General features: G+C 69.0%; 18 protein-coding genes. 8 read left to right on the forward strand and 10 right to left on the reverse strand.

Features of this window, described 5'->3' with window-relative positions; translation table 11 throughout:
- The first annotated feature begins 45 nt into the window (after positions 1-45).
- Complete coding sequence (gene gabT, locus ACW9PK_RS03440) at positions 46-1,389, forward strand: 4-aminobutyrate--2-oxoglutarate transaminase (protein WP_457016513.1); 1,344 nt, start codon at positions 46-48, stop codon at positions 1,387-1,389.
- A gap of 192 nt (positions 1,390-1,581) precedes the next feature.
- Here gabT and ACW9PK_RS03445 read toward each other — a convergent pair whose 3' ends face one another.
- From ACW9PK_RS03445 to ACW9PK_RS03460, 4 genes are all read right to left on the reverse strand, one after another.
- Positions 1,582-2,019, reverse strand: coding sequence for a hypothetical protein (locus tag ACW9PK_RS03445; RefSeq protein WP_368844816.1), 438 nt, complete (start codon positions 2,017-2,019; stop codon positions 1,582-1,584).
- Positions 2,020-2,087: 68 nt separating this feature from the next.
- Positions 2,088-2,906: an AAA family ATPase gene (locus tag ACW9PK_RS03450; RefSeq protein ID WP_368844817.1), complete on the reverse strand. Its 819-nt coding sequence runs from the start codon at positions 2,904-2,906 to the stop codon at positions 2,088-2,090.
- Entirely contained in the window at positions 2,903-4,309 is a 1,407-nt protein-coding gene (locus tag ACW9PK_RS03455; protein WP_457016516.1) for a Mu transposase C-terminal domain-containing protein, read from the reverse strand. The genes ACW9PK_RS03450 and ACW9PK_RS03455 overlap by 4 nt, the downstream gene beginning before the upstream one ends.
- 1 nt (position 4,310) lies before the next feature.
- The gene (locus ACW9PK_RS03460; protein ID WP_457016518.1) at positions 4,311-4,913 is read right to left on the reverse strand and encodes a recombinase family protein; all 603 of its coding nucleotides are present in this window, start codon (positions 4,911-4,913) and stop codon (positions 4,311-4,313) included.
- 196 nt (positions 4,914-5,109) lie between these two features.
- Here ACW9PK_RS03460 and cmtR point away from each other — a divergent pair, with 196 nt between their 5' ends.
- The 5 genes from cmtR to ACW9PK_RS03485 all read left to right on the forward strand — a co-directional run bounded on the left by cmtR (position 5,110) and on the right by ACW9PK_RS03485 (position 11,046).
- The gene (cmtR, locus tag ACW9PK_RS03465) at positions 5,110-5,469 is read left to right on the forward strand and encodes a Cd(II)/Pb(II)-sensing metalloregulatory transcriptional regulator CmtR (RefSeq protein ID WP_064847475.1); all 360 of its coding nucleotides are present in this window, start codon (positions 5,110-5,112) and stop codon (positions 5,467-5,469) included.
- The gene (locus ACW9PK_RS03470; protein ID WP_457016520.1) at positions 5,466-6,065 is read left to right on the forward strand and encodes a cadmium resistance transporter; all 600 of its coding nucleotides are present in this window, start codon (positions 5,466-5,468) and stop codon (positions 6,063-6,065) included. Before cmtR ends, ACW9PK_RS03470 begins: the two co-directional genes overlap by 4 nt.
- A 477-nt stretch (positions 6,066-6,542) precedes the next feature.
- On the forward strand, positions 6,543-8,060 hold the full coding sequence (locus ACW9PK_RS03475; protein ID WP_457016522.1) for an amidase: 1,518 nt from the start codon (positions 6,543-6,545) through the stop codon (positions 8,058-8,060).
- Positions 8,061-8,184: 124 nt separating this feature from the next.
- Entirely contained in the window at positions 8,185-9,819 is a 1,635-nt protein-coding gene (gene pgm / locus ACW9PK_RS03480) for a phosphoglucomutase (alpha-D-glucose-1,6-bisphosphate-dependent) (protein WP_457016524.1), read from the forward strand.
- Positions 9,820-9,963: 144 nt separating this feature from the next.
- Positions 9,964-11,046 carry a lipid II:glycine glycyltransferase FemX gene (locus tag ACW9PK_RS03485; RefSeq protein ID WP_457016526.1) on the forward strand — a complete coding sequence of 361 codons (1,083 nt, stop codon included), beginning with the start codon at positions 9,964-9,966 and terminating at the stop codon, positions 11,044-11,046.
- Here ACW9PK_RS03485 and ACW9PK_RS03490 read toward each other — a convergent pair.
- The 3 genes from ACW9PK_RS03490 to ACW9PK_RS03500 form a co-directional block, all read right to left on the reverse strand.
- Positions 11,043-12,581, reverse strand: a complete 1,539-nt coding sequence (locus ACW9PK_RS03490) for a sulfatase-like hydrolase/transferase (RefSeq protein WP_457016528.1) — start codon at positions 12,579-12,581, stop codon at positions 11,043-11,045. The two genes, ACW9PK_RS03485 and ACW9PK_RS03490, sit on opposite strands and share 4 nt — an antisense overlap.
- 246 nt (positions 12,582-12,827) lie before the next feature.
- Positions 12,828-13,610, reverse strand: a complete 783-nt coding sequence (locus ACW9PK_RS03495; protein WP_064847472.1) for a metal-dependent transcriptional regulator — start codon at positions 13,608-13,610, stop codon at positions 12,828-12,830.
- Between the two features lie 378 nt (positions 13,611-13,988).
- Positions 13,989-14,843: a 3-hydroxyacyl-CoA dehydrogenase gene (locus ACW9PK_RS03500; protein WP_457016530.1), complete on the reverse strand. Its 855-nt coding sequence runs from the start codon at positions 14,841-14,843 to the stop codon at positions 13,989-13,991.
- A 254-nt stretch (positions 14,844-15,097) separates the two neighbouring features.
- On the opposite strand from ACW9PK_RS03500, the gene ACW9PK_RS03505 reads away from it, so the two are divergent.
- On the forward strand, positions 15,098-16,513 hold the full coding sequence (locus ACW9PK_RS03505; protein ID WP_457016532.1) for a uracil-xanthine permease family protein: 1,416 nt from the start codon (positions 15,098-15,100) through the stop codon (positions 16,511-16,513).
- A gap of 8 nt (positions 16,514-16,521) precedes the next feature.
- Here the strand turns inward: ACW9PK_RS03505 and ACW9PK_RS03510 are convergent, their stop codons facing one another.
- Both ACW9PK_RS03510 and ACW9PK_RS03515 read right to left on the reverse strand, forming a co-directional pair.
- Entirely contained in the window at positions 16,522-17,583 is a 1,062-nt protein-coding gene (locus tag ACW9PK_RS03510; RefSeq protein WP_457016534.1) for an enoyl-CoA hydratase/isomerase family protein, read from the reverse strand.
- A 28-nt stretch (positions 17,584-17,611) separates the two neighbouring features.
- On the reverse strand, positions 17,612-18,331 hold the full coding sequence (locus ACW9PK_RS03515) for a YeiH family protein (protein WP_457016536.1): 720 nt from the start codon (positions 18,329-18,331) through the stop codon (positions 17,612-17,614).
- 578 nt (positions 18,332-18,909) lie between these two features.
- Here ACW9PK_RS03515 and ACW9PK_RS03520 point away from each other — a divergent pair.
- On the forward strand, positions 18,910-19,878 hold the full coding sequence (locus ACW9PK_RS03520) for a LysR family transcriptional regulator (RefSeq protein ID WP_167318847.1): 969 nt from the start codon (positions 18,910-18,912) through the stop codon (positions 19,876-19,878).
- Here the strand turns inward: ACW9PK_RS03520 and ACW9PK_RS03525 are convergent.
- Positions 19,811-20,977, reverse strand: a complete 1,167-nt coding sequence (locus tag ACW9PK_RS03525) for a serine hydrolase domain-containing protein (protein WP_239321071.1) — start codon at positions 20,975-20,977, stop codon at positions 19,811-19,813. The genes ACW9PK_RS03520 and ACW9PK_RS03525 overlap by 68 nt on opposite strands.
- Positions 20,978-20,982 lie beyond the last annotated feature (5 nt).

Consider the following 20,982-nt stretch of genomic DNA (forward strand, 5'->3'; position numbering starts at 1 on the left):
GAGTTTTCGCGTCCCCGTGCCGCTGTAGTGAAAGGGCAACCGAACATGGCTGACATCGAATACCGGCTCGAGCAGAAGCGCGATCTGAAGACCGCCCTCCCGGGCCCCAAGTCGCAGGAACTCGCGGCGCGGCGGGAGAAGGCGGTCGCGGCCGGCGTCGCCTCCTCCGTGCCCGTCTACGCGGACGATCTCGACGGCGGCATCATCAAGGACGCGGACGGCAACCAGCTCATCGACCTGGGCTCCGGCATCGCCGTGACCTCCGTGGGCGCCACCGCGCCCAAGGTTGTGGAGAAGGTGCGCGAGGCCGTGGGCAAGTTCACCCATACGTGCTTCATGGTGACCCCCTACGAGGGGTACGTGGAGGTCGCCGAGAAGATCGCGTCCCTGACCCCTGGGGCCTTCGACAAGCGCGCCGCGCTGTTCAACTCCGGTTCGGAGGCCGTGGAGAACGCCGTGAAGATCGCGCGCGTGCACACGAAGCGCAACGCGATCGTGGTCTTCGACCACGCCTACCACGGCCGCACCAACCTGACCCTGGCCATGACCTCCAAGGTCATGCCGTACAAGCAGGGATTCGGGCCGTTCGCCAACGAGGTGTACCGCGTTCCCATGTCCTACCCCTTCCGCGATCCGGAGGGCATGACGGGCGAGGAAGCCGCCAAGCGCGCCCTGACCCTCGTGGAGAAGCAGGTGGGTGCGGAGAACGTGGCCGCGATCGTGATCGAGCCCATCCAGGGTGAGGGCGGGTTCATCGTCCCGGCCCCGGGCTTCCTGCCCGCCCTGTCGCAGTGGTGCAAGGACAACGGCGCGGTCTTCGTCGCGGACGAGGTCCAGGCCGGCGTGGCCCGCACGGGCAAGTGGTTCTCCTCCGAGTACGAGGGTGTGGAGCCGGACCTCGTGACCTTCGCCAAGGGCATCGCCGGCGGTATGCCGCTGTCCGGAGTGGTGGGCCGCGCGGAGCTCGTGAACGTGGTGCACGGTGGCGGCCTGGGCGGCACCTACGGCGGTAACCCCGTCGCGTGCGCCGCCGCTCTCGGCGCGATCGAGACCATCGAGGACTGGAACCTCGCGGACCGTGCCCTCGAGATCGAGAAGATCATCAAGGAGGAGCTCGGCTCCCTGGCAGAGTCCTCCCCCATCGTGGGCGAGCTGCGTGGGCGCGGCGCCATGATGGCGCTCGAGTTCGTGAAGCCCCGTTCCAAGGAACCCAACGCGGACGCCGCCCAGCAGATCGCGGCCAAGTGCCTCGAGCAGGGCGTCGTCATCCTCACGTGTGGCACGTTCGGCAACAACGTGCGTCTGCTGCCGCCGCTCGTGATCGACTTCGACCTGCTACGCGAGGGCCTACGGATCTTCGCCAAGGCCATCGAGGCGGCCGGCGCCTGATCCGCGCTTCCTGAGTTTACCGCGTACGACGGCGGGCGGTCACCGGGGTTCCGGTGGCCGCCCGTTCGCGTGTCCGGCGCGCACGGCTGGGGTATCCGTCAAACGCACGACATCGACTGAGCCGCAGTCAGCCCGAAGGCGGGCTCTACCCCCCACAGTTCCCCAGGGGGCGTCCGGTCCGGAGCCCGGAGGCTACCTCACGTACACCGTGGCTTCCAGAGTCGAGTTGCCCAGGTAGTGGCCCACGGAGGCGACGCTGGTTTTGGTGGCAGCAGATGTGTCCGGTGACTGGATGACGGCGCAGGATCCCCCGTGAGAAAGTTCCGCCAGCGAGGCCGCCTCATATTCTTTGGACTTCGCATCGCCGCTGAGTGGGGGCGCACCGCTCTCAGTCACCGCGTACTGGAAGGGCCGCCAATTGTGGCCGTTGGCGTTGACGCCAGTCTCCATGAGCTGTTCCTGGGTGGCGGCATGTGAACACAATGCGCCCCATGCGTCATTGAGCTGGGGAGGCATCACGGCGTTGAGTTCTTTCTGGGCATTCGGGCTGAAAATGCGGAAATTGATGTCATTGCCCTTCAGCGTGGTGCCGTAGAGCTCAGCCAGCCGATCATTGCTGCCGACGGGCACCTTTGCCTCGGGGGCTCTGTGACTCTTGCCGGTAAATGGCGGGGTTCTGTTGATGCTTCGTAGCGGCCTCAGGTGGTACCGATAACGAGGGTGCTGGCGGCTGCTTCGATGACATCGTTGGTGATGGTGTCGAGCTCGTTGATCTTCATGACGCGCTCGATCTGCGGGAAGAGCCTCTCCAGCAGTCGGAAGTTCCCGCGGGTAATGCGGGTGATGGCTGCGATGGCCTGAGCGTCGGTGAAGTCTTCGGGGTCGAGGGTCTTGCCCAGGGAGCGCCAGTGACGCTGGAGGACGAACAGCAGCTCGTCCGTGCCCAGGGGTCGGTATTGGTGGGCGAAGCCGACACGACTGTAGAACTGCGGGTAGTGACTGAACTGCTTCTCCAGCCCAGGCATGCCGATCAGGATCAGAGCGATGTTGTCGCGGTCGTAGCGATCGCGCAGCAGCTCCAGCGCGGTGGGGCGGAGCCGTTCGGACTCATCGACGATCACCAGCTGTACGTGGTTCCTGTCGTGCCGCCATCCCCACGACTGCGGGGTGATCTGGCCGATCGCCTCCAGGTGCTGCTCGATGCAGATGTTGGTGCGGGTGATGGCCTGGGCGAGTTCGTCCTTGAGCACCCGTGGGGTGGTGAGCACGCTGGGGGTGTAGAGCACGGTACGACTCCGAGCCAGGGCGGCGTAGACCTTGGCGTCGCTGTCGGCGCGCGGCCCCCAGTTGGTCAGCAGGTCGTAGGCCTTTTCCCAGTGTGCGTAGCGACGCGCGGACAGCGTCTTACCCACCCCGGCCGGTCCGAAGCACAGGCCGATGGTGTGGCCGCGGCGCACAGCGTCGGCGAACTCGGTGAAGCGGCGGTGCTCCTTGGTGACGATGAAGCGCTGGCTCACATCAGGTCCTCCCTGTAGACCTTCAGCTTCCGCCTCGGTGCTGGCGCGGGGGCCGGCGGCTCGGCTGTCAGCGGCGCCTCGGTGGTGTGTGCGGCTACGACGGCGATGCGTTCATTGATACCTTGGCGCAGGGCTCGACGGCGGGCGTTGCGGGCAGCCTGGATCTTCTTGAGGCCGATCTTCTGGGCCTGGTGCTCCTGGTTCACGGCCTTGCAGAGAAACTCGTCATGGTCAAAGACGCGGATCTCGGTGATATCGCGCGGGTCGTAGCGGATCACCACGGGCCGTCCGACGTAGCCGGCCAGCGTCGGGGAGACGTAGCGCAGCCCCTGGAAGCGGATGCCATCGCGGTGCACCACCCGGGACTGGGCAACCGTGAGCAGCAGCCCGTCGAGATCTTCGAGGCTCTCGGGCATGCGCGGCAGCCAGCCCTCGGCGATCCACGCACTGCGCGGCGAGGTGTCAAGCTCGCTGTGCGACCGGTCGTTGTAGGTGGCCACGAACCCCTCCAGGGCGCTGTCGAGCTCGGCCAGCGACAGCTTCGGCGTCGGAGCAAGGTGGCCCTCGGTGATGTAGCCGGGCAGGTCAGCGAGAAGCTCGGTGTTGACGGTGCCGAAGAACCGTTCGATCTTGCCGCGGCCCTGGGGGCAGGCGACGGTGGAGTGGATCAGCCGGATATGGAGGTCGACGGTGGTGCGGGTGAGGTGGTAGCTGATGAAGTCGCTGCCGTGGTCGACGTAGAGCACGTCCGGCAGGCCGCACATCGGCCACGCCGGGTCGGGCTTGTGCCAGATCGCCTGCCTCAGCGCCAGCGCAGTGTTCATCGCCGAGGGCGCACCGAGAAAGACGGTGTAGCCGCAGATCGCGCGGGAGCTATCGTCAATGATCGCCGTCAGCCACGGCCGGGCGGGCTTGCCGTCGGTGCCCACCACGAGGATGTCGAGCAACGTGTGGTCGCTCTGCCACATCGCATTCGGGTGCTCGGCCTGCCGGCGCAACACCAGCTCGTACTTGTCACGGTAGGACCCCGCGCCCTCCAGGGCGAGAGTGACCATTCCCGGATCCAGGGCCGCCACGATCGAGCGGACCACGCCGTAGGAAGGCGCCAGCCACCCTCGGGTACCGCAGATACGGGTGACCCCGCGGTGGAGAGTGGCGATCGCGGGGCGGGGTTTGCTCAGCGCCAGGCCCTCGATCAACCGCACGAGCTCCGCGGGAAGATGGTGAGTACCGGCATCCGAGCGCTGTCCTGTGCTCAGGCCCGCATACCCGTCAATGCGGTAGCGGGCGTGCCAGCGCTCCAAGGTGCGCAGCCCGATCCCGGTCTCGCGGGCCAGGGCGGTCAGCGCGATGCCGTCCTCGACGTGCAGCCGCAGGATGCGCCACCGCGCCGCCCCGTCCATCTCACACCTGCTCGGCGACAGCTGCTCGGGCGCGGGCCGCCTGCTGGTGGCGATACAGCGTCGCCCGCGACCAGCCGACGAGTCGGGCGGCGTCTTCGGCGGTGCGGCCCTTCGCGCGCGCATCGGCGGCGATGTCGAGCTTCTCTGCGACCACGGCCGGGTCGACCGGAGGTCGGCCGAGGCGGGTACCGTTCTGCTTCGCCGCGGCGATCCCGGCATTGACACGCTCGGTGATCAGCTCGCGCTCATACTCGGCCAACGTGGCGAGCATGCCCATCATCATCCGGCCCGACGTCGTCTCCGGGTCGATTCCGTCCGAGACCGATCTAATCTTCACGCCTTGCCCGCGTAGCAGCGTGACCGTGTTCAGGACATCGATGAGGGACCGGCCGAGCCGGTCGATACGCCAGCCCACCACGGTGTCACCGTCCTGGGCGTAGTCGAGCAGCCGCTTCATCCCCGGTCGCTCGATCGCGGTCCGGCTACCCGAGGTCACATCCGAGAACACGTCCCGCTTCTGCACCCCGGCATCCACCAGCGCATCGACTTGCAGCTGCGCATCCTGAGTTGCCGTACTCACGCGGGTGTATCCCAGCTGCCTCATACCCTCAGCATGGTGCAGAAAGTCCTGGAAGTCACCACCCTGAGGCGCTTTTCGTCGAGACGACTTAGCGAGACACTTCCGGGTGCCCATTCACGCAGGGAATGAACCTGAGGCCAACCGCGCGCTGAACGTCTAATCAACCTATAGCTTTACGAGGCGACACTGTAAGTTCAGTTCATACTGTATAGTTCAGTGAATGCTGACTATTGTTTCTCGTGTTGACGTGATGAACCGGTTGGGCCGGGCGATGGCCGACCCCACCCGGTCGCGGATCCTGATGACCTTGCTGGAACGGCCGGCCTACCCGGCCGAACTGGCGCGGGACTTGGGGCTGACCCGGTCGAACGTGTCGAACCACCTGGCGTGCTTGCGGGACTGCGGGATCGCGGTCGCCGTGGCCGAGGGCCGCCAGACCCGGTACGAGATCGCCGATGCACACCTGGCGCGGGCGCTGACTGCTCTGGTCGAGGTCACCCTCGCGGTGGATGAGAGTGCCCCGTGCCTGGACCCGGCCTGCTCCGTGCCCGGCTGCTGCGAGAAGGGGGTGGGCGCGTGATCCTGTCCTCAACCCTCCAGGCGATCGGTCTGTTCCTGGTTACCAACATCGACGACATCATCGTGCTATCCCTGTTCTTCGGCCGTGGTGCGGGCCAGCGTGGGACCACCGTCCGAATCCTGGTCGGCCAGTACCTCGGCTTCGCCGGCATCCTGGGTGCGGCAGTGCTCGTGTCCTTAGGCGCGGGCGCGTTCTTGCCCCCGGGGGTCATCCCCTACTTCGGGCTCATCCCGCTGGGCCTGGGAGTGTGGGCGGCCTGGCAGGGGTGGCGCAGAGGCGAAGACGATAATGACGACGCCAAGATCGAGGGCAAGAATGTCGCCGTCTGGACCGTGGCCGGGGTGACCTTCGCCAACGGCGGGGACAACATCGGCGTCTACGCCCCGGCCTTCCTCAGCGTCGGCCCGGGGGCTGTGGCTGCCTACTGCATCGTGTTCCTGGCCCTGGTCGCGGTGCTGGTGGGCCTGGCCAAGTTCGTCGCCACCCGCCGACCGATCGCCGAGGTCCTGGAGCGCTGGGAACACATCCTGTTCCCCATCGTGCTGATCGGCTTGGGTTTCTTCATCCTGATCAGCGGCGGGGCCTTCGGTTTCTAACCACGCTTCCTGATCGGCAGCCTCCACCACAAAGAGATCTCCGGCCATTGTCGATGCCGACGTCCTGGCGATCGTTGCTGGCCCCAGCTTGCGGACAGTGTCGTTCCTGGATGGACGGCCCTTGCCGCCACGTATCTCAGCAAGAATGCCGCCACATACCTGCAACAGTCACAACGACGAAGGCCAAAACCGCGACGGAGAGCGACCGTTTCATGGGGGATCTACTTTCTCGGTGTGATGCGTGAGGGGAAATTCGAGCATACTGCGGCGATTTTGGCGTCGGGATCGAACAGGCGTTCATGACGGAGCTCAGAGGGTTGGACTGGTTCGATTCCCGGGTACGAGTCCTCGAGAACCTTTCCCAGGCAGTGTCGGTCCGACCGTCCTCGGCAGCGCCGCCCCCGCTCTGAGAACTTCATGACGCGCAATGGTTAGGCTGGGGTCCCCGCACACGTCCCGAACGCCATGGAGGACACGGTGGAACACTTCCCCACGTTGACCGAGACCGTTGCCGCCCTGCGCCGCGGGGAGGTGACGAGCGAGGAGCTGACCCGGCGGACGCTCGAGCGGATAACCGAGCTCAACGCGCACTTGGGGGCCTTCGTCCATGTGGCCCCAGAGGCCACCCTCGAGCGGGCCCGCAGCGCGGACGAGCGGCTCTCGAGCGCCCGAGGCGACTCCGAGGAGGATGCCTCCGAGCTCCCCGCCCTGCTGGGTATCCCCACCGCGCTCAAGGACGGGCACGACGTCGCCGGGATGCCCACCACGTGGGGTTCACTGACCACGCGGGACGAGACCGGTACCGTGCCGCCCGCCGCCGTATCCGAGCCGCTCGCCGCGACCCTCGAAGCCTCCGGTGCGGTGATCCTCGGCAAGACCCAGGTCCCCGAGTTCCTGCTCAATTGCTATTCGGAGAATCGCGCTTTCCCTCCGGCCCGCAACCCGTTCGCCCTGGACTGCTCCCCTGGCGGGTCCTCCGGGGGTCAAGCGGCCGCCGTGGCCGCGGGGATCCTGCCCGGGGCCGTGGGTTCCGACGGCGGCGGCTCCATCCGGATCCCCGCGGCGGCCTGCGGACTCATCGGCCTGAAACCCAATCGTGGGCGTGTCCCGAGCAACGACGCCCTGTCCAACGTGGGACAACTTGGGGTCAACGGCCCCATCACGCGCACCGCCAGGGATGCCGCCCTGTTCATGGACGTGCTGTGCCACACCCCCGGACACGATCGGATCGACCGTCCCGTATGGGCCGCGCCCGAGCCGTCCTTCACGGCAGTGGTCGACGCCGCCCTGGCCGGGCGGATGCCGTGGGGTGAGCGCCCGCTGCGGATCGGTGTCAGCACGGCGTCGCCCTTCGACGAGACGTACGACATCTCCGTATCACTCGAGGCGCGTGCCGCGCTCGACGACGGGGTGCGGCGCCTCGAGCGGGCGGGGCACGACGTCGTCGACGCCCGGATCTCCTACGACCCGGCCTACCCGGACGCGTTCTTCCGGCTGTGGAGCACCGTCATGGGGCAGCTGCCGCTAACCGGGCAGGAAGGACAGCTCACGGGCCTGGCCCGGGCGTTCCGGGACCGCGCGCTGACACGGTCCGCGGTGGATCTCGCCGATGCCGTGGCGGTCCTGCGGGACATCGAGGCCAATGTGATCAGCCAATATGCCCAGTACGACATGATCCTCACTCCGGCGCTGGCCATGCCCCCGCGCCCGATCGGCTGGTTCTACGAGGGCTTCGACATCACCGACCCCGCCGGTGCCGAGCAGGATTATATGCGGCAATGCCAGTACACCCCGTGGACCTCCCTGATCAACGTGGTGGGGCTGCCCGCGATCACGATCCCCACCACGTGGGCTACACCCGAGCGAGGCAACTATCCCGGGCCGGTGCCCATGGGCGTGCACCTGGTGGGAGCGGCGTCGTCCGAGGCGTGGCTGCTCGCGCTCGCGGCGCAGTTGGACCCGCCGACCACGCCGCGCGCGTCCCTGGTGGCCTGACGGCACCTGCTCTGAACGCGAGCTGCGAGCCCGCTGCCACCGGCCGTTCAGGCCCCGGCGTGCGGTGCGCGGAAACCTGCGGAAAACGACTGACGGGCGCCGCGATCGGGACTAGGTTTGAACCATGACCAACCGTGCGGGCACCGTCGCCCAACCCAGTGACCTCGTGGACATCGACCAGCTCCTGGCCGCGTACTTCGACCGCGTCCCGGACGCGGACGATCCTGACCAGCGCGTGGTGTTCGGCACCTCCGGGCACCGCGGGTCCTCACTGAAGACCTCGTTCAACGAGCACCACATCGCCGCGATCACGCAGGCGATCGTGGAGTACCGCACCGCGCAGGGCATCACCGGGCCACTGTTCATGGGCAAGGACACGCACGCGCTGTCCGGACCCGCGCAGGACACCGCGCTGCAGGTGCTCGCGGCCAACGGCGTGCGCACCCTGCTGGACTCCCGGGACGGCTTCACGCCCACCCCGGCGCTGTCCCACGCGATCCTCACGTACAACGCCTCCGAGCCCGAGGACCGCGCGGATGGCATCGTGATCACCCCGTCCCACAACCCGCCCACGGACGGCGGCTTCAAGTACAACCCCCCGCACGGCGGCCCCGCGGACACGGACGCCACCGAGTGGATCGCGAACCGCGCCAACGACCTCATTGCGGCGGGCCTCGATGGTGTGGAGCGGGTGCCCCTGGAGGAGGCCGCCGCCGCGGAGACCACCGGGACCTTCGACTTTTTGGACAGCTACGTCTCCGCGCTGCCGGAAATCATCGACCTCGAAGCCATCAAGGAATCCGGGCTGCACATCGGCGCGGATCCCATGGGCTCGGCGTCCGTGGCGTACTGGCAGGAGATCGGCGAGCGCTTCGGGCTGAACCTGACCGTGGTCAACCCCGAGGTGGACCCGCAGTGGGCGTTCATGACGCTGGACTGGGACGAGAAGATCCGCATGGATTGCTCCTCCCCCTCGGCCATGGCGTCCCTGATCGGCAACCGGGACGAGTACGACATCGCGACCGGCAACGACGCCGACAGCGACCGGCACGGCATCGTGACCCCGGATGCCGGGCTCATGAATCCCAACCACTACCTGGCCGTGGCCATCGACTACCTCTACCGCAACCGTTCCGGGTGGTCCCCGGAAGCCGGGATCGGCAAGACCCTGGTGTCGTCCTCGATCATCGACCGCGTGGCCGACTCGCTGGGCCGCCGGTTGGTGGAGGTCCCCGTGGGCTTCAAGTGGTTCGTGCCCGGTCTGCTGGACGGATCCATCGGCTTCGGCGGGGAGGAATCCGCGGGCGCGTCCTTCCTTCGGATGGACGGTTCCGCGTGGACCACTGACAAGGACGGCATCATCCTGGCGCTGCTCGCCGCGGAGATCACCGCACGCACGGGCAAGACGCCGTCGCAGCGCTACGTCGAACTCACCGAGCAGTTCGGGGATCCGGTGTACGAGCGCATCGACGCCCCGGCCGATCGCGAGCAGAAGGCCGCGCTGAAGAAGCTGTCCGCCGAGCAGGTCACCGCGGAGACCCTCGCCGGGGAACCCATCATCGCCAAGCTCACCGAGGCGCCGGGTAACGGCGCCACTGTGGGCGGGCTGAAGGTGGTCACGGAATCCGCGTGGTTCGCGGCCCGGCCGTCCGGGACCGAGGACGTGTACAAGATCTACGCGGAGTCGTTCAAGGGCGCGGAGCATTTGGCGCAGGTCCAGAAGGAGGCCAAGGCGCTCGTGGATTCAGTGATTGGCTGAGGTTGGAACGCCTCCCGCACCGGGCGGGTGCGGGAGGAGGTGTTGACCGATGATAAGTACGCGTATTCAATGAGGGGCGACCCTCGCGGCACCGTGGCAGACCCCTCGCCCCGGGGGCACATCACCGAAGGATGACACCCCCGCATGAGCTCCACCCCCGCCCGCCCGGATTCCACGAGTCCTCTGGGCCCATCCAGCATGTTGCAGTCCGAGCCCTGGGAGCGTTTCCAGACCGATCTGGGGCGTACCACCCACAGGCTCCACGGGCCCGGATGGGATGCCTTGGTGGTGGAGGAGCGATCCCGCGCCGGCCGGATCTGGTACGCGCCCTACGGGCCCGTGCTGCAGCATCCGGCAGCGCTCCCGGACGCTCTCGAGGCCCTGCGGGAGGCCGCCCGCGCCGAGTCCGTGGGGTGGCTGCGGGTGGAACCGCAGCTGCCTGCTCCCGCGCAGACGCCCTTCGGGGACGCGGTGCAGCGACAGAACGCCACGGCGGCCTCCCTGGTGGCCCTGCTCCGGGCGCACGGCGCCCGCCCCGCTCCGCGTGACATCCAGCCCGCCCACACCCGCTGGGTGGATCTCACCCGTCCGCCCGAGGCGATCCTCAAGGCCATGACGGGCACCAACCGCAACCTGTGGCGCCGGCACCGGGACAAGGGTCTCACCCTCTCGTCCAGCTCGCACCCCAGCGCCGCGGATACCGTGATCGAGCTGCTGCACCGCACCGCGGGGCGCAAGGGGTTCACGGCCCACACCTCCGAGTACCTGCGCACTGCGGCCCGCTCCCTGGGACCGCCCGGCAGCTGCACGGCGTACCTGAGCTCCGTGGACGGCACGGTGGTCAGCGCCCTGCTCACCTACGACTCCCCCACCACGCGGATCTTCGCGCACTCCGGCATGGACGCGGCGGTGCGCAAGCTGCGACCCAACCAGCCGCTGATCGCCCAGGCGCTGCTCGACGCCGCCGCGCAGGGTCAGTCGGTCGGCGACCTCTTCGGGATCGCGCCCCTGAGCCGACCCGATCATCCGTGGACGGGCTTCAGCGCGTTCAAGCGCTCCTTCGGGGGCGCGGACGTGGCACTGGGCGGCACATGGGACGTGCCCGTCGGCCGTGCCCGCTACGCGGCGTACCGGGGAATGCGTCGCGCCCGGGACGGAGCGGTCCAGCTCCGCGCCCGGGCGCGCACGGCGGTGTCCGAGGCCAGGGGTTCCCGCGCCTCGAATTAGCCCACCGGGTTTCGCCCGTCCCAGGCCCGGGCGTAGAAGTCCGAGGACAGCGAGTCCAGCAAGTCCCGGTAGTCCTCCGGTGCCAATGCCTGGACGGAGCCCTCGGGGGGCGTCTGGCGGCGCACGGACACGCCGAGGCCCGCGGCGCCGTCGTGCACGGAGAGACCGGCGGCCTCGAGGAGGGTGGGGTACATGGACAGCTGGTCCGCGCCCGCCCGCAGGGGCTGGTCCGAGGACTCCCCCGGGATCCACACGCGGTTGAAGATGGTGCGGTTGGGGTGGTGGTCCAGCTGCTCGTGGAACGCGTCCCCGGCGCTCATGTGCTTGAGGTGGTCCCCCATGACCACCACGGAGGTGTCCTCCAGGTAGCCCTGGACCCTCATGTGCTCGATGAAGCCCGCCACCTGCGTCATGGAGCACGCGAACACCGAGGTCACCTGGTTCTGGGTGTCCACGCCGCAGGAGTCGTAGACGTGCACCGGTTCGTGGGTGTCCAGGGTCAGCATGGACAGGTTAAACGGCTGGCCCGTGCGCTCGGAGCGGGCGTGCAGACGGTCCACCTCGTCCTTCGCGTGGGCCATGAGCCGCTCGTCGCTGAGCCCCCAGTCGCCGCGGAAGTTCTGCTCCGGCTCGCCGGCGGCCCGCCAGTCCGCGAGCCCCTTGTCCTCCGTGTAGCCGTGCGATCGCAGGAAGGCGTCCTTGCCGGCGAACGAGGAGTTGGCCCCGCCCAGGAACGTGCTGGTGTAGCCGTGGTTCTGCAGCACGTCCCCCAGACACGTAACGCCTCCCAGGTACTGCTCCATCCCGGCGCCGATGTCACTCGAGCTGATGCCCTCCCCCGAGCTCTTGAGGGGAATGCCGCACTGGGTGGATGTGAGCCCGGCCATGGTCCAGCCGCCGCCCTCGTACTGCTGGAGGTCGGTGACGCTGCGCCAGCCGTCCTCCGCGCGGGTGACGTCCTCCAGGGGCTTGAACGCATTCTTCTCGAACAGCTGGTCGTCCGCGAGGGTCTGCTCCCCCGACTCGAGGTAGACCACCACCAGGTTGCGCTTGCCCGCGTCCCCGGTGACAGTGGGCTGCACGTAGTGCGATCCGATGTCGTGCGGGAACTTGGCGGCCTTGACGTAGCGGGGCAGGTCCACCGCGGACGCGAAGCTCGCGGTACCCCCCACCACCACCGCAGCCACCGCGATCGCGGAGACGGATCGGACCACGCCGCGCGGGGCGCGCGCAATGTGCCCGGACAGGCGGCGGCGCCGCCACACCCACCGGCCCAGCGCGACCGCCAAGGTCAGCAACACGGGAAGCACGCCGATCAGCAGCACCGAGACCCACACGATCGACCCGCCGCCGCCGTCCGTCTGCACGGACACCAGGTTCATGCGCATCTGCCCCACGGAGATCTGACCCCAGTAGTGCCGGATGATCCCGCCCGCCGCGAGCAGGGTCAGTCCCAGCCAGATCAGGCCGTAGCAGAGGCCTCGGCCCGTCCACCGGCCCAGCCGTCTGCTCGCACGCAGAAAACCCTCGGACATGTTGTGGACCTCGTGCTCCTCGATCACCGGTGCCAGCCGGCACCGCCGCGGCCCGGGCATGGTGTGCCGCCGCCTACATATTCGTGTTCCTTCAAGGGTAGGACATGTTCCGGTCACCTGCTGTTCACCTTGTGGGCCCGCCACGGCGCCGGGCGCAGCAGGGGAGCCGACTGTCCGAGGCGGCGCCGCTCGGTCCAGCGCGAGCCTGATGCTGTCCGCAGCCGGGCCGGGGAGCGCCTGTCCCGTTCAGCTCGCGTGGGTGAGGGCCTGCACCCAGACGGCCTCCGCCACGAGGATGCCGAGTTCCACCGTGACCCCACCGGACGCTACCGTGCCCACAACGTCGGGCGGCCCCTGCATCGCCAGAGCTGCGGGCGAGCTGCCCCCCGGGACGTCACCGCCCGGCGTCGTGCCCCCGCCGGCTACGCGCACGCGCACCGTGGCGCTGCGGTCCGGACCCGGGAGCACCCGCAGCACCGCGCCCGGCCGAATCTCGGCCTCCGCGAGCACCCGCAGGGTCTCAGGGCTCTCGTCCGAGACGCGCGTGACCCGCACGGGCTCCGGGTGGGTGACGTCCCCGAGCGGAACGGCCGGGGCGGGAGTGATCACCCCGTCCCGCGAGGGGATCGCATCCCCGTGCGGGTCCTCGGACGGGTGGCCGAGCTTGGCGTCCACACGGTCGATGAATCGGTCGGTGACGGCATGCTCGAGAACCTCGGCCTCGTCGTGGATCTCGTCCCACGCGTAACCCAGCTCGGTGGCCAGGAACATCTCCAGGATGCGGTGGCGGCGCACCATGTGCACGGCCACGTCACGTCCCTCGGCGGTCAGCTCCACGACCCCGTATGCGGGCCGGGTCACCAGGCCCTGTGCGGTGAGCTTCTTCAGCGCCTCGGACACGGTGGAGGCCGCCAGACCCATTCGCGCGGCCAGCGACGTGGTGGTCACCCGCTCCGGCTCCCACTCGCCCAGCCGCCAGATGGTCTTCAGGTAGTCCTGGGTGGACGGGCTCAGCTCTGCGGGGTGCACGCGTTAAGCCTAGCGGCCCTCCGGGGACGTCCCCAAGGGTGCGCCCCGCGGCGTTCGCGCCGGGGATGACAGACGGCGACGACGACGCTGCACCCCCTCCGGGGGCCGCGCCCGGGGTGTGCCCGGGGTCGCTTCGGGTGGCGCGGCACCCGGCGACGCCGCGCCGTCGGCTGGGTGCGAGGGGTCACCGTGCGACGTCGTCAGGCCGTGCGACGGTGACGCGCCTGCGCGCCGGGCCGCTGCGGCGGAATGACTCCCGCAGGAGGCGCGCAATAACGGAGCAAACGCAGAAAATGGCGCTCAGATCTGCATGTGCTCCGTTATTGCCCATCGTAGGCCGCGGCCGTGCCGGGCTCCACACCGGGCTCGGCCGGGGGTTCACTCGTACGTGTAGAACCCCTGCCCGGAGCTGCGCCCCATGTGACCCTGGTCGATGAACTCCCGCTTCACGCGTTCCGCAACCCGCTGGGACTCCTCGGTCCCCGCATTCATGTTGATCTGGTAATAGGTCTCCATGCCCACGTGGTCCAGGATCTGGAACGGGCCCAGGGGAGAGCCGGTGGCGGTGCGCCAGGTCTTGTCGATGTCCTCGGCCTGTGCGATGTCGTTGACCCACAGGTGCGATGCCGCCGTCAGGAACGGCACCAACAGGGTGTTGAGGATGTAGCCCGCCTGCTCCTTCTTGATGTGGATGGGCACCATCCCGATCTGCCCGGCGAACTCCAGGACGGCCTCGGCCGCGGCGGGGTCCGTGCCCGCGTGCCCCATGACCTCACCGGTGTTGTTGCGCCACACCTCGTTGGCGAAGTGCAGCGCCAGGAACCGCTCCGGGTGGCCTGTGGACTCGGCAATGTCACTGGGCAGCAGCGTGGAGGAGTTGGTGCAGAGAATGGTCTTCTCCGGTGCCGCCTGTCCGATCTGGGCCCACACCTTCTTCTTGAGCTCCAGGTTCTCCGGGACGGCCTCGATCACGATGTCCGCGTCCGCGAGCGCCGCAGTGAGGTCCGTGGTGCCGCTCAACCGGGCCTTGGCCGCCTCCAGCTGCTCGGGGGTGGCCGCCACGTCCCGCGTGTACAGCAGGGACAGCTTCTCCCACTTGCCGGGCAGCGCCCCGACGATCTCCTCGCTGATGTCGTACACGGTCACGGTCTTGCCGAAGTACGCCGCCTGGAACGCGATCTGCGATCCGAGCACCCCGGATCCGATCACGGTCACGTTGGTCAGTTCAGCCATGATGTCCTCCCCCACTCCTGTGTGAGTCACGCTCGCGCGAGTCGGCCTCCCGCGGGCCCGGTGGCCACGGGCGTGGCCCCCGTCATTTACCCTACTCGCCCGTAGATTTCTCGCCAGGCGCCGACGACGCCGTACGGCCACCTCCCGCGGCACCTCACCACCGCGCGTTGGCCCCGCATCACCAGTCGGGCCCCCACCCGCGCACTAGAATCCTCGGGGCGGCACCCACGGCCCGCCCAGGACAAGGAGCACCCATGAGTTCGCCGGTTTCCCCCGACCACACCCCGCCGCCGCAGGACGAGCAGCACGAGCCACGCAAGCAGGACCGGCGCGGCGGCGTCGTCGAGCGCCTGGGCCTGAACTGGCGGCTGCACGGGGACGGCAAGCACGTGGCCCCGGGGGACGTGGTGACCCCGCGGGAGCGGCTGGCGTGGCCGCGGACCATCTCGATCGGCGCGCAGCACGTGGTGGCGATGTTCGGCGCCACGTTCCTGGTGCCGCTGCTCACCGGCTTCCCCCCGGCCACCACGTTGTTCTTCTCCGGCATCGGCACGGTGCTGTTCCTGGTGATCACGGCGGGGCGGGTGCCCAGCTACTTGGGGTCCTCGTTCGCGTTCATCGCCCCGATCACCGCGTCCGTGAACCAGTACGGTCCGGGCGGGGCGCTCGGCGGCGTGATCATGGCCGGTGCCGCGCTGTTCCTGATCGGCGTGATCGTGCAGATCGCGGGCACGGGGTGGCTGCAGAAGCTCATGCCGCCGGCCGTCACGGGCACCATCGTGGCCCTCATCGGTTTCAACCTGGCCCCCTCCGCCAAGCAGAACTTCACCGCGGCACCCGTCACGGCCCTCGTGACCCTGGGTTCGATCATCCTGATCTCGGTGTTGTTCCGCGGGCTGCTGGGCCGCCTGTCCATCCTCCTGGGCGTGGCGATTGGCTATGTCACCGCCGTGATCCGCGGTGAGGTGGACTTCACCTCGATCCAGGCCGCATGGGATGAACAAGGCGTGTTCGGCCTGCCCCAGTTCCACTCCCCCGAGTTCCACCTCAACCTGGCCGGGTTGTTCATCCCGGTGATCCTGGTGCTCGTGGCGGAGAACATCGGTCACGTGAAGTCCGTGGCGCTGATGACCGGCGACGACCTGGACCCCTACATGGGCCGCGCCATCATCTCGGACGGTCTGGCCACCATGATCGCGGGCTCCGGCGGCGGTTCGGGTACCACCACGTACGCGGAGAACATCGGAGTCATGGCCGCCACGCGCGTCTACTCGACCGCCGCGTACTGGGTGGCCGCGCTCGTCGCGATCCTGCTGAGCGTGCTGCCCGTCTTCGGCGCCGCGGTGGCCACGGTCCCCCAGGGTGTGCTGGGCGGAGCGGCCACGGTGCTGTACGGCATGATCGGCATGCTGGGCGTGCGGATCTGGGTGCAGAACCGCGTGGACTTCTCCAACCCGGTCAACCTCACGACCGCGGCGATCGCCATGATCGTGGGCATCGGCGACTACTCCTGGTCCGTGGCCGGGCTCGACTTCGCGGGCATCGCCCTGGGCACCGCCGCCGCCCTGGTGGTCTACCACCTCATGGCGGGCATCGCCCGGGCACGCGGTTCCGTGGGCTCGGACCCCCTCACCCCGGACTCTTCGCAGAGCCCGTCACCGCTGGGCTGACCCGCGGTTCACACGCTGATCGGGAGGTCCGATTCCTGATCCGCCACGTTCCGGATCCGGTCCATGTCCACCTCGGCCACCGTGGCCGGCTCCCACTGCGGGTTCTTGTCCTTGTCCACGACCATGGCGCGCACGCCCTCGATGAAGTCGTGGCCCACCGCAGTGTCCTCCGCCATACGCAGTTCGCGGCGCAGGCAGGAGACGACGTCGTCGTCCTGCGCGCCGCGCTGCAGCAGCTCGAACACGCGCGCGAGCGACGTGGGGCTCATCCCGTCCAGGTCCGAACCCGCGTTGCGCACGACCTCCTCGAAGCCGTCCGCACCATAGGTCGCCACGATCTCGTCCCAGCGCCCCACGAGTTCGGATTCCGGGGCCTGCTTGGCGTACGACGACGTCGCGACGTCCACTCCGTCCGCCAGCACGGTGTCCACGAACGCGTCCACGTCCGCGGAATCGATGTAGGTGTCCGCCAGCCCCAGCGCGATCGCATCCGCGCCGTTGATGCGCGCACCGCTCAGCCCGAGGTAGCGGGCGACGGCGAGGGATTCGTGGCGAGCGGCGTCGTCGTCGGTCGAGGAACCGGCACCCCGGGTGACGCGCGGCAGGAAATAGCTCGCCCCGATGTCCGTGAAGAAGCCGATGGCAGTCTCCGGCATGGCCATCTGCGTGGTCTCCGTGACCACTCGGTGCGAACCGTGCACGGACAGGCCCATGCCGCCGCCCATCACGATGCCGTTCATGATGGCCACGTACGGCTTGGGGTAGCGCGCGATGATCGCGTTCATGGAGTACTCGGTGCCGAAGGCGTCGCGGATCTCGTCCTGGCGGCCGCCCAACGCCGCCTCGCGGACCTCCTTGATGTCCCCGCCCGCGCAAAACGCCTTGGCGAGCTGCGAGCGGATCACGACCTGCGTGATCGCGGGATCGTCCCGCCACATCTGCAGTGCGCTGACCAGCTGGTGGTACATGCTGCGGTTCAACGCGTTCAGCGCCTTGTCACGGTTCAGGGTCAACAGCCCGGTCTGGCCCTGGATCTCGGCCCGGACGAACGATTCTTCGGTTGCCTTCATGTTCCCCATGCTAGCCAGCACCATGGGCTCATGTGACGACCAGCATGCCCCCGAGGGCGGTGGCCGCCACGACGACCGTGGAGATCGCACCGAGCAGCACGGGCTTAAAACCCACTCGCACGAGTTCCTTGGCCTTCACCCCGAGCCCCAGCGCAAACATCGCCATGCTGAGACACCACGTCTCCAGCGTGCCCAGGGCTCCCATGACCGGTTCCGGGAGGACGCCGCTCGAGGCCACCAGCACGGCGAGCACGAACCCCACCACGAACAGGGGCACGATCGGGGGTCGCTTGCCGTTGCGGGCGGCGGTGCCCGAACGGCGCGCCCGGATCCCCACGATCGTCATGACCGGCGCGAGCATGACCACGCGAGTCAGTTTGACCAATACCGCGGACGCCAGTGCCGCCGAGCCGATGGTCCCGCCCGCGGCCACGACCTGGGCGACCTCGTGGATCGAGCCGCCCGCCCACAGACCGGCTTGGTGTTCGGTCAACCCCAGGACCCCGCTGAGGAGCGGGATCACCGGGATCACCAGACTGCCGTAGAGCACCACGAGTCCCACGGCGGTCGCGACGTCCTCGTCCTCCGAGTCCGTGACCCCCTCCACCGCGGCCACGGCGGCGGCCCCGCAGATCGAGAACCCGCACGCGATCAACAGGCGCTGTGCGCGCGGGACCCCCATCAGGCCGCCGATCCACACCGTGGTCAGGATGCCCACGCCGACCACGGCCACGACGACCGCGATCATCCCGAAGCCGAGTCCCGCGATGTCCTGGAGCGAGACGGACAGGCCCAGCAGGACGAATGCCGACGCGCAGGACCCGCTTGGCGGCCACGGCGATCCCCGGAGCCAGAACCCGGGGCAGCCGGACCACGTTGGCGATCAGGGCGCCCACGACGATCGCGATCAGCAGTGGGCTCACCCCCGGGATCAACCACCCGAGCACGAGGGATACGGCCATGCCCACAGCGCAGAACGCCAGCCCGGGGAGGACCGCCGCATGGGAACCCGGTTGCCGTTCAGTGCCAGGGGCAGCCGGGGGCGCGGGCATCGTCGCACGCGCCACTGGAACAGGATGCATGGCCGATGCCGCGGCTGCGGCGGTTGCCGAGGTCGACGCCGCTCCTCGCGGGACGACTGCGCCACTGGGAGCGCCCCGCCCAGCGAGCGCACCAGTCCCACCGAGTATGCCTGCCCCGCCGAGGGCGCTTGTCCCGTCAGGGGTGCCGTGGGAAGATTCGTGACCCGTCGCCATGCCTCCACTGTGCTCGCGCGAACACCCGCCGGGTAGTCGTGATCTGAGCATTGGGTCATACACTGCTGATATGGCCGAGGTCGATCTCTCCCTACTGCGCGTGATCGTGGCCGTCATGGACCACCACTCCATGGGCGCGACCGCCCGCGCGCTGGACATGGCCCAGCCCAATGTCTCACGCGCCGTGGCCCGCGCCGAGCGGATGTGGCGGCTGCGCCTGCTGGACCGCTCACCCACCGGGTCCAGACCCACCCCCGAGGGCCGCGCCGTGGCCGAGCGCGCCCGCAGGGTCCTCGCGGAGTACGACGGGTTCACGACGGAGATCGAGAAACTGCGCCTCGAGTGGACCCAGCACGTGAAGGTCGCGGCATCCGTGACCGTGGCCGAGTACCTGGCCCCCACGTGGTTGTCCCGGTTGCGGGACTCCCACCCGGGGCTGGAGCTGCAGTTGTTCGCGTGCAACTCCGCGGAAGTCATGCGTCGCACGCGCCGGGGCGTGGTGGACGTGGGCTTCGTGGAGAGCCCGGATCCCGCGGAGGGGCTGCGAGAAACGGTGGTCGCTCGGGACCGACTGGAGGTCGTGGTGGCCCCGCTCCACCCGTGGGGTCAGCGCACCGAGCCCTTGACGGCTGCGGAACTCGCGGCCACCCCGCTGGTCATGCGTGAAGAAGGATCGGGAACGCGACGCACACTGCTCGCCGCGCTCGCGCCCCTCGTCCCGGTGCCCCCGGCCATGGAGCTCAGCTCCAACGCGGCTGTCCTCGGTGCCGTGCGGGCCGGGGTGGGCCCAGCGGTGCTCAGCGCGCTCGCCGTCGCCGCGGAGGTCGAGCGCGAGAACCTGGTGCGCGTGCCCGTGTTCGGCGGCGTGCTGGACCGTGATCTGCGCGCGGTGTGGCGCGCGGGTCTGGACACGGACGGCGCCGCGTGGCACCTCGTGGAACTCGCGGCGCACGCGCACCGCGCCACCCCGTTCAGCCCAGATCGCACTGCGCGAGCGCGGCCAGCAGATCCTTGGCCCGGCGGTCCACGTTCTCGCTGAGCATCTCGTTGGTGTGGAACGAGAAACCGATCCGCGCGTCCGGCCAGACCCCGTGCAGGCAGCCGCCCGCGCCGGAGTGACCGTAGGCCCGCTCCACTGGGCCGTACGTGCACAGGGGGTCCTGCACCTCAAACCCCAGCCCGAACGCCACGGGCCGGTCATTCACCGCGTCCCTGCCGTGGGACCACGTGCGCGTGAACGTCTCGAGGGTCGCCGGTGACACGAGTTCACCCGATGCTACGAGCGAGTAGAACCGCGCAATCGCATCCGCACCGGCGATCCCGCCTCCCGAGACCAGTCCGCTCGCGTGGAACGCGCGGGAATTGGCGGGCAGTTCCTCCCCGAGCAGTGCGTTGCCGTACATCCGCTCCACGATGGCGCGCCTTTGCGGATCCTCCAGGAACGTGCTGATCGCGTACCCGGGGGCGCGGAACACGGGAGCCACCCGGTCCTCGAGCTCGGCGGGCAGTCCCAGGTACAGCTCGAGCCCGTGGGGCCGGGCCACGTGCTCGCGCAGCAGCTGTCCGGCGCGGTGACCCGTGACCCGCACGAGCAACTCCTCAACCATGTGCCCGAACGTCACCGCGTGATACGCCACCTTGCTCCCGGGGTCCCACAGGGGCTCCTGCCGCGCGAGCACCGCCGCATGCGCGGAGGCGTCCAGCATCCCGGCGGGAGGTTCCGGATCCGTGTACACGAGTCCCACGGTGTGATCGAGGACCTGCGCCACGCTCACATGCTCCTTGCCGCGGGCCGCGAACTCGGGCCAGTAGCGCGCCACGGGCTCGTTCACATCCAGCAGCCCTCGGTCCACCGCCATGGCCACGAGGGTTGCGGAGACCCCCTTGGTCCCCGAGAACATCACGGCCAGGGTGTGCTCGTCCCACGGCCGCTCGACCGCGTCCCCCGGGGAGGACCGGCGGTCGAACGATCCCCCGTGCAGCCGGATGAGCGGGCGCCCGTCCCGGTACACGCAGAAGGACATCCCTCCGTGTGCGCGGGACAGGTGCTCCTCGAAGGTCTCACGCACCCGGCTCACGGCGGGGTCGCGCAGGTTCGTGTGCGCCGTCGTCAACTCGGCCCGGCTTCGGATGGTCATCGTCC

This window comes from Kocuria sp. MNB10 (assembly GCF_054073685.1).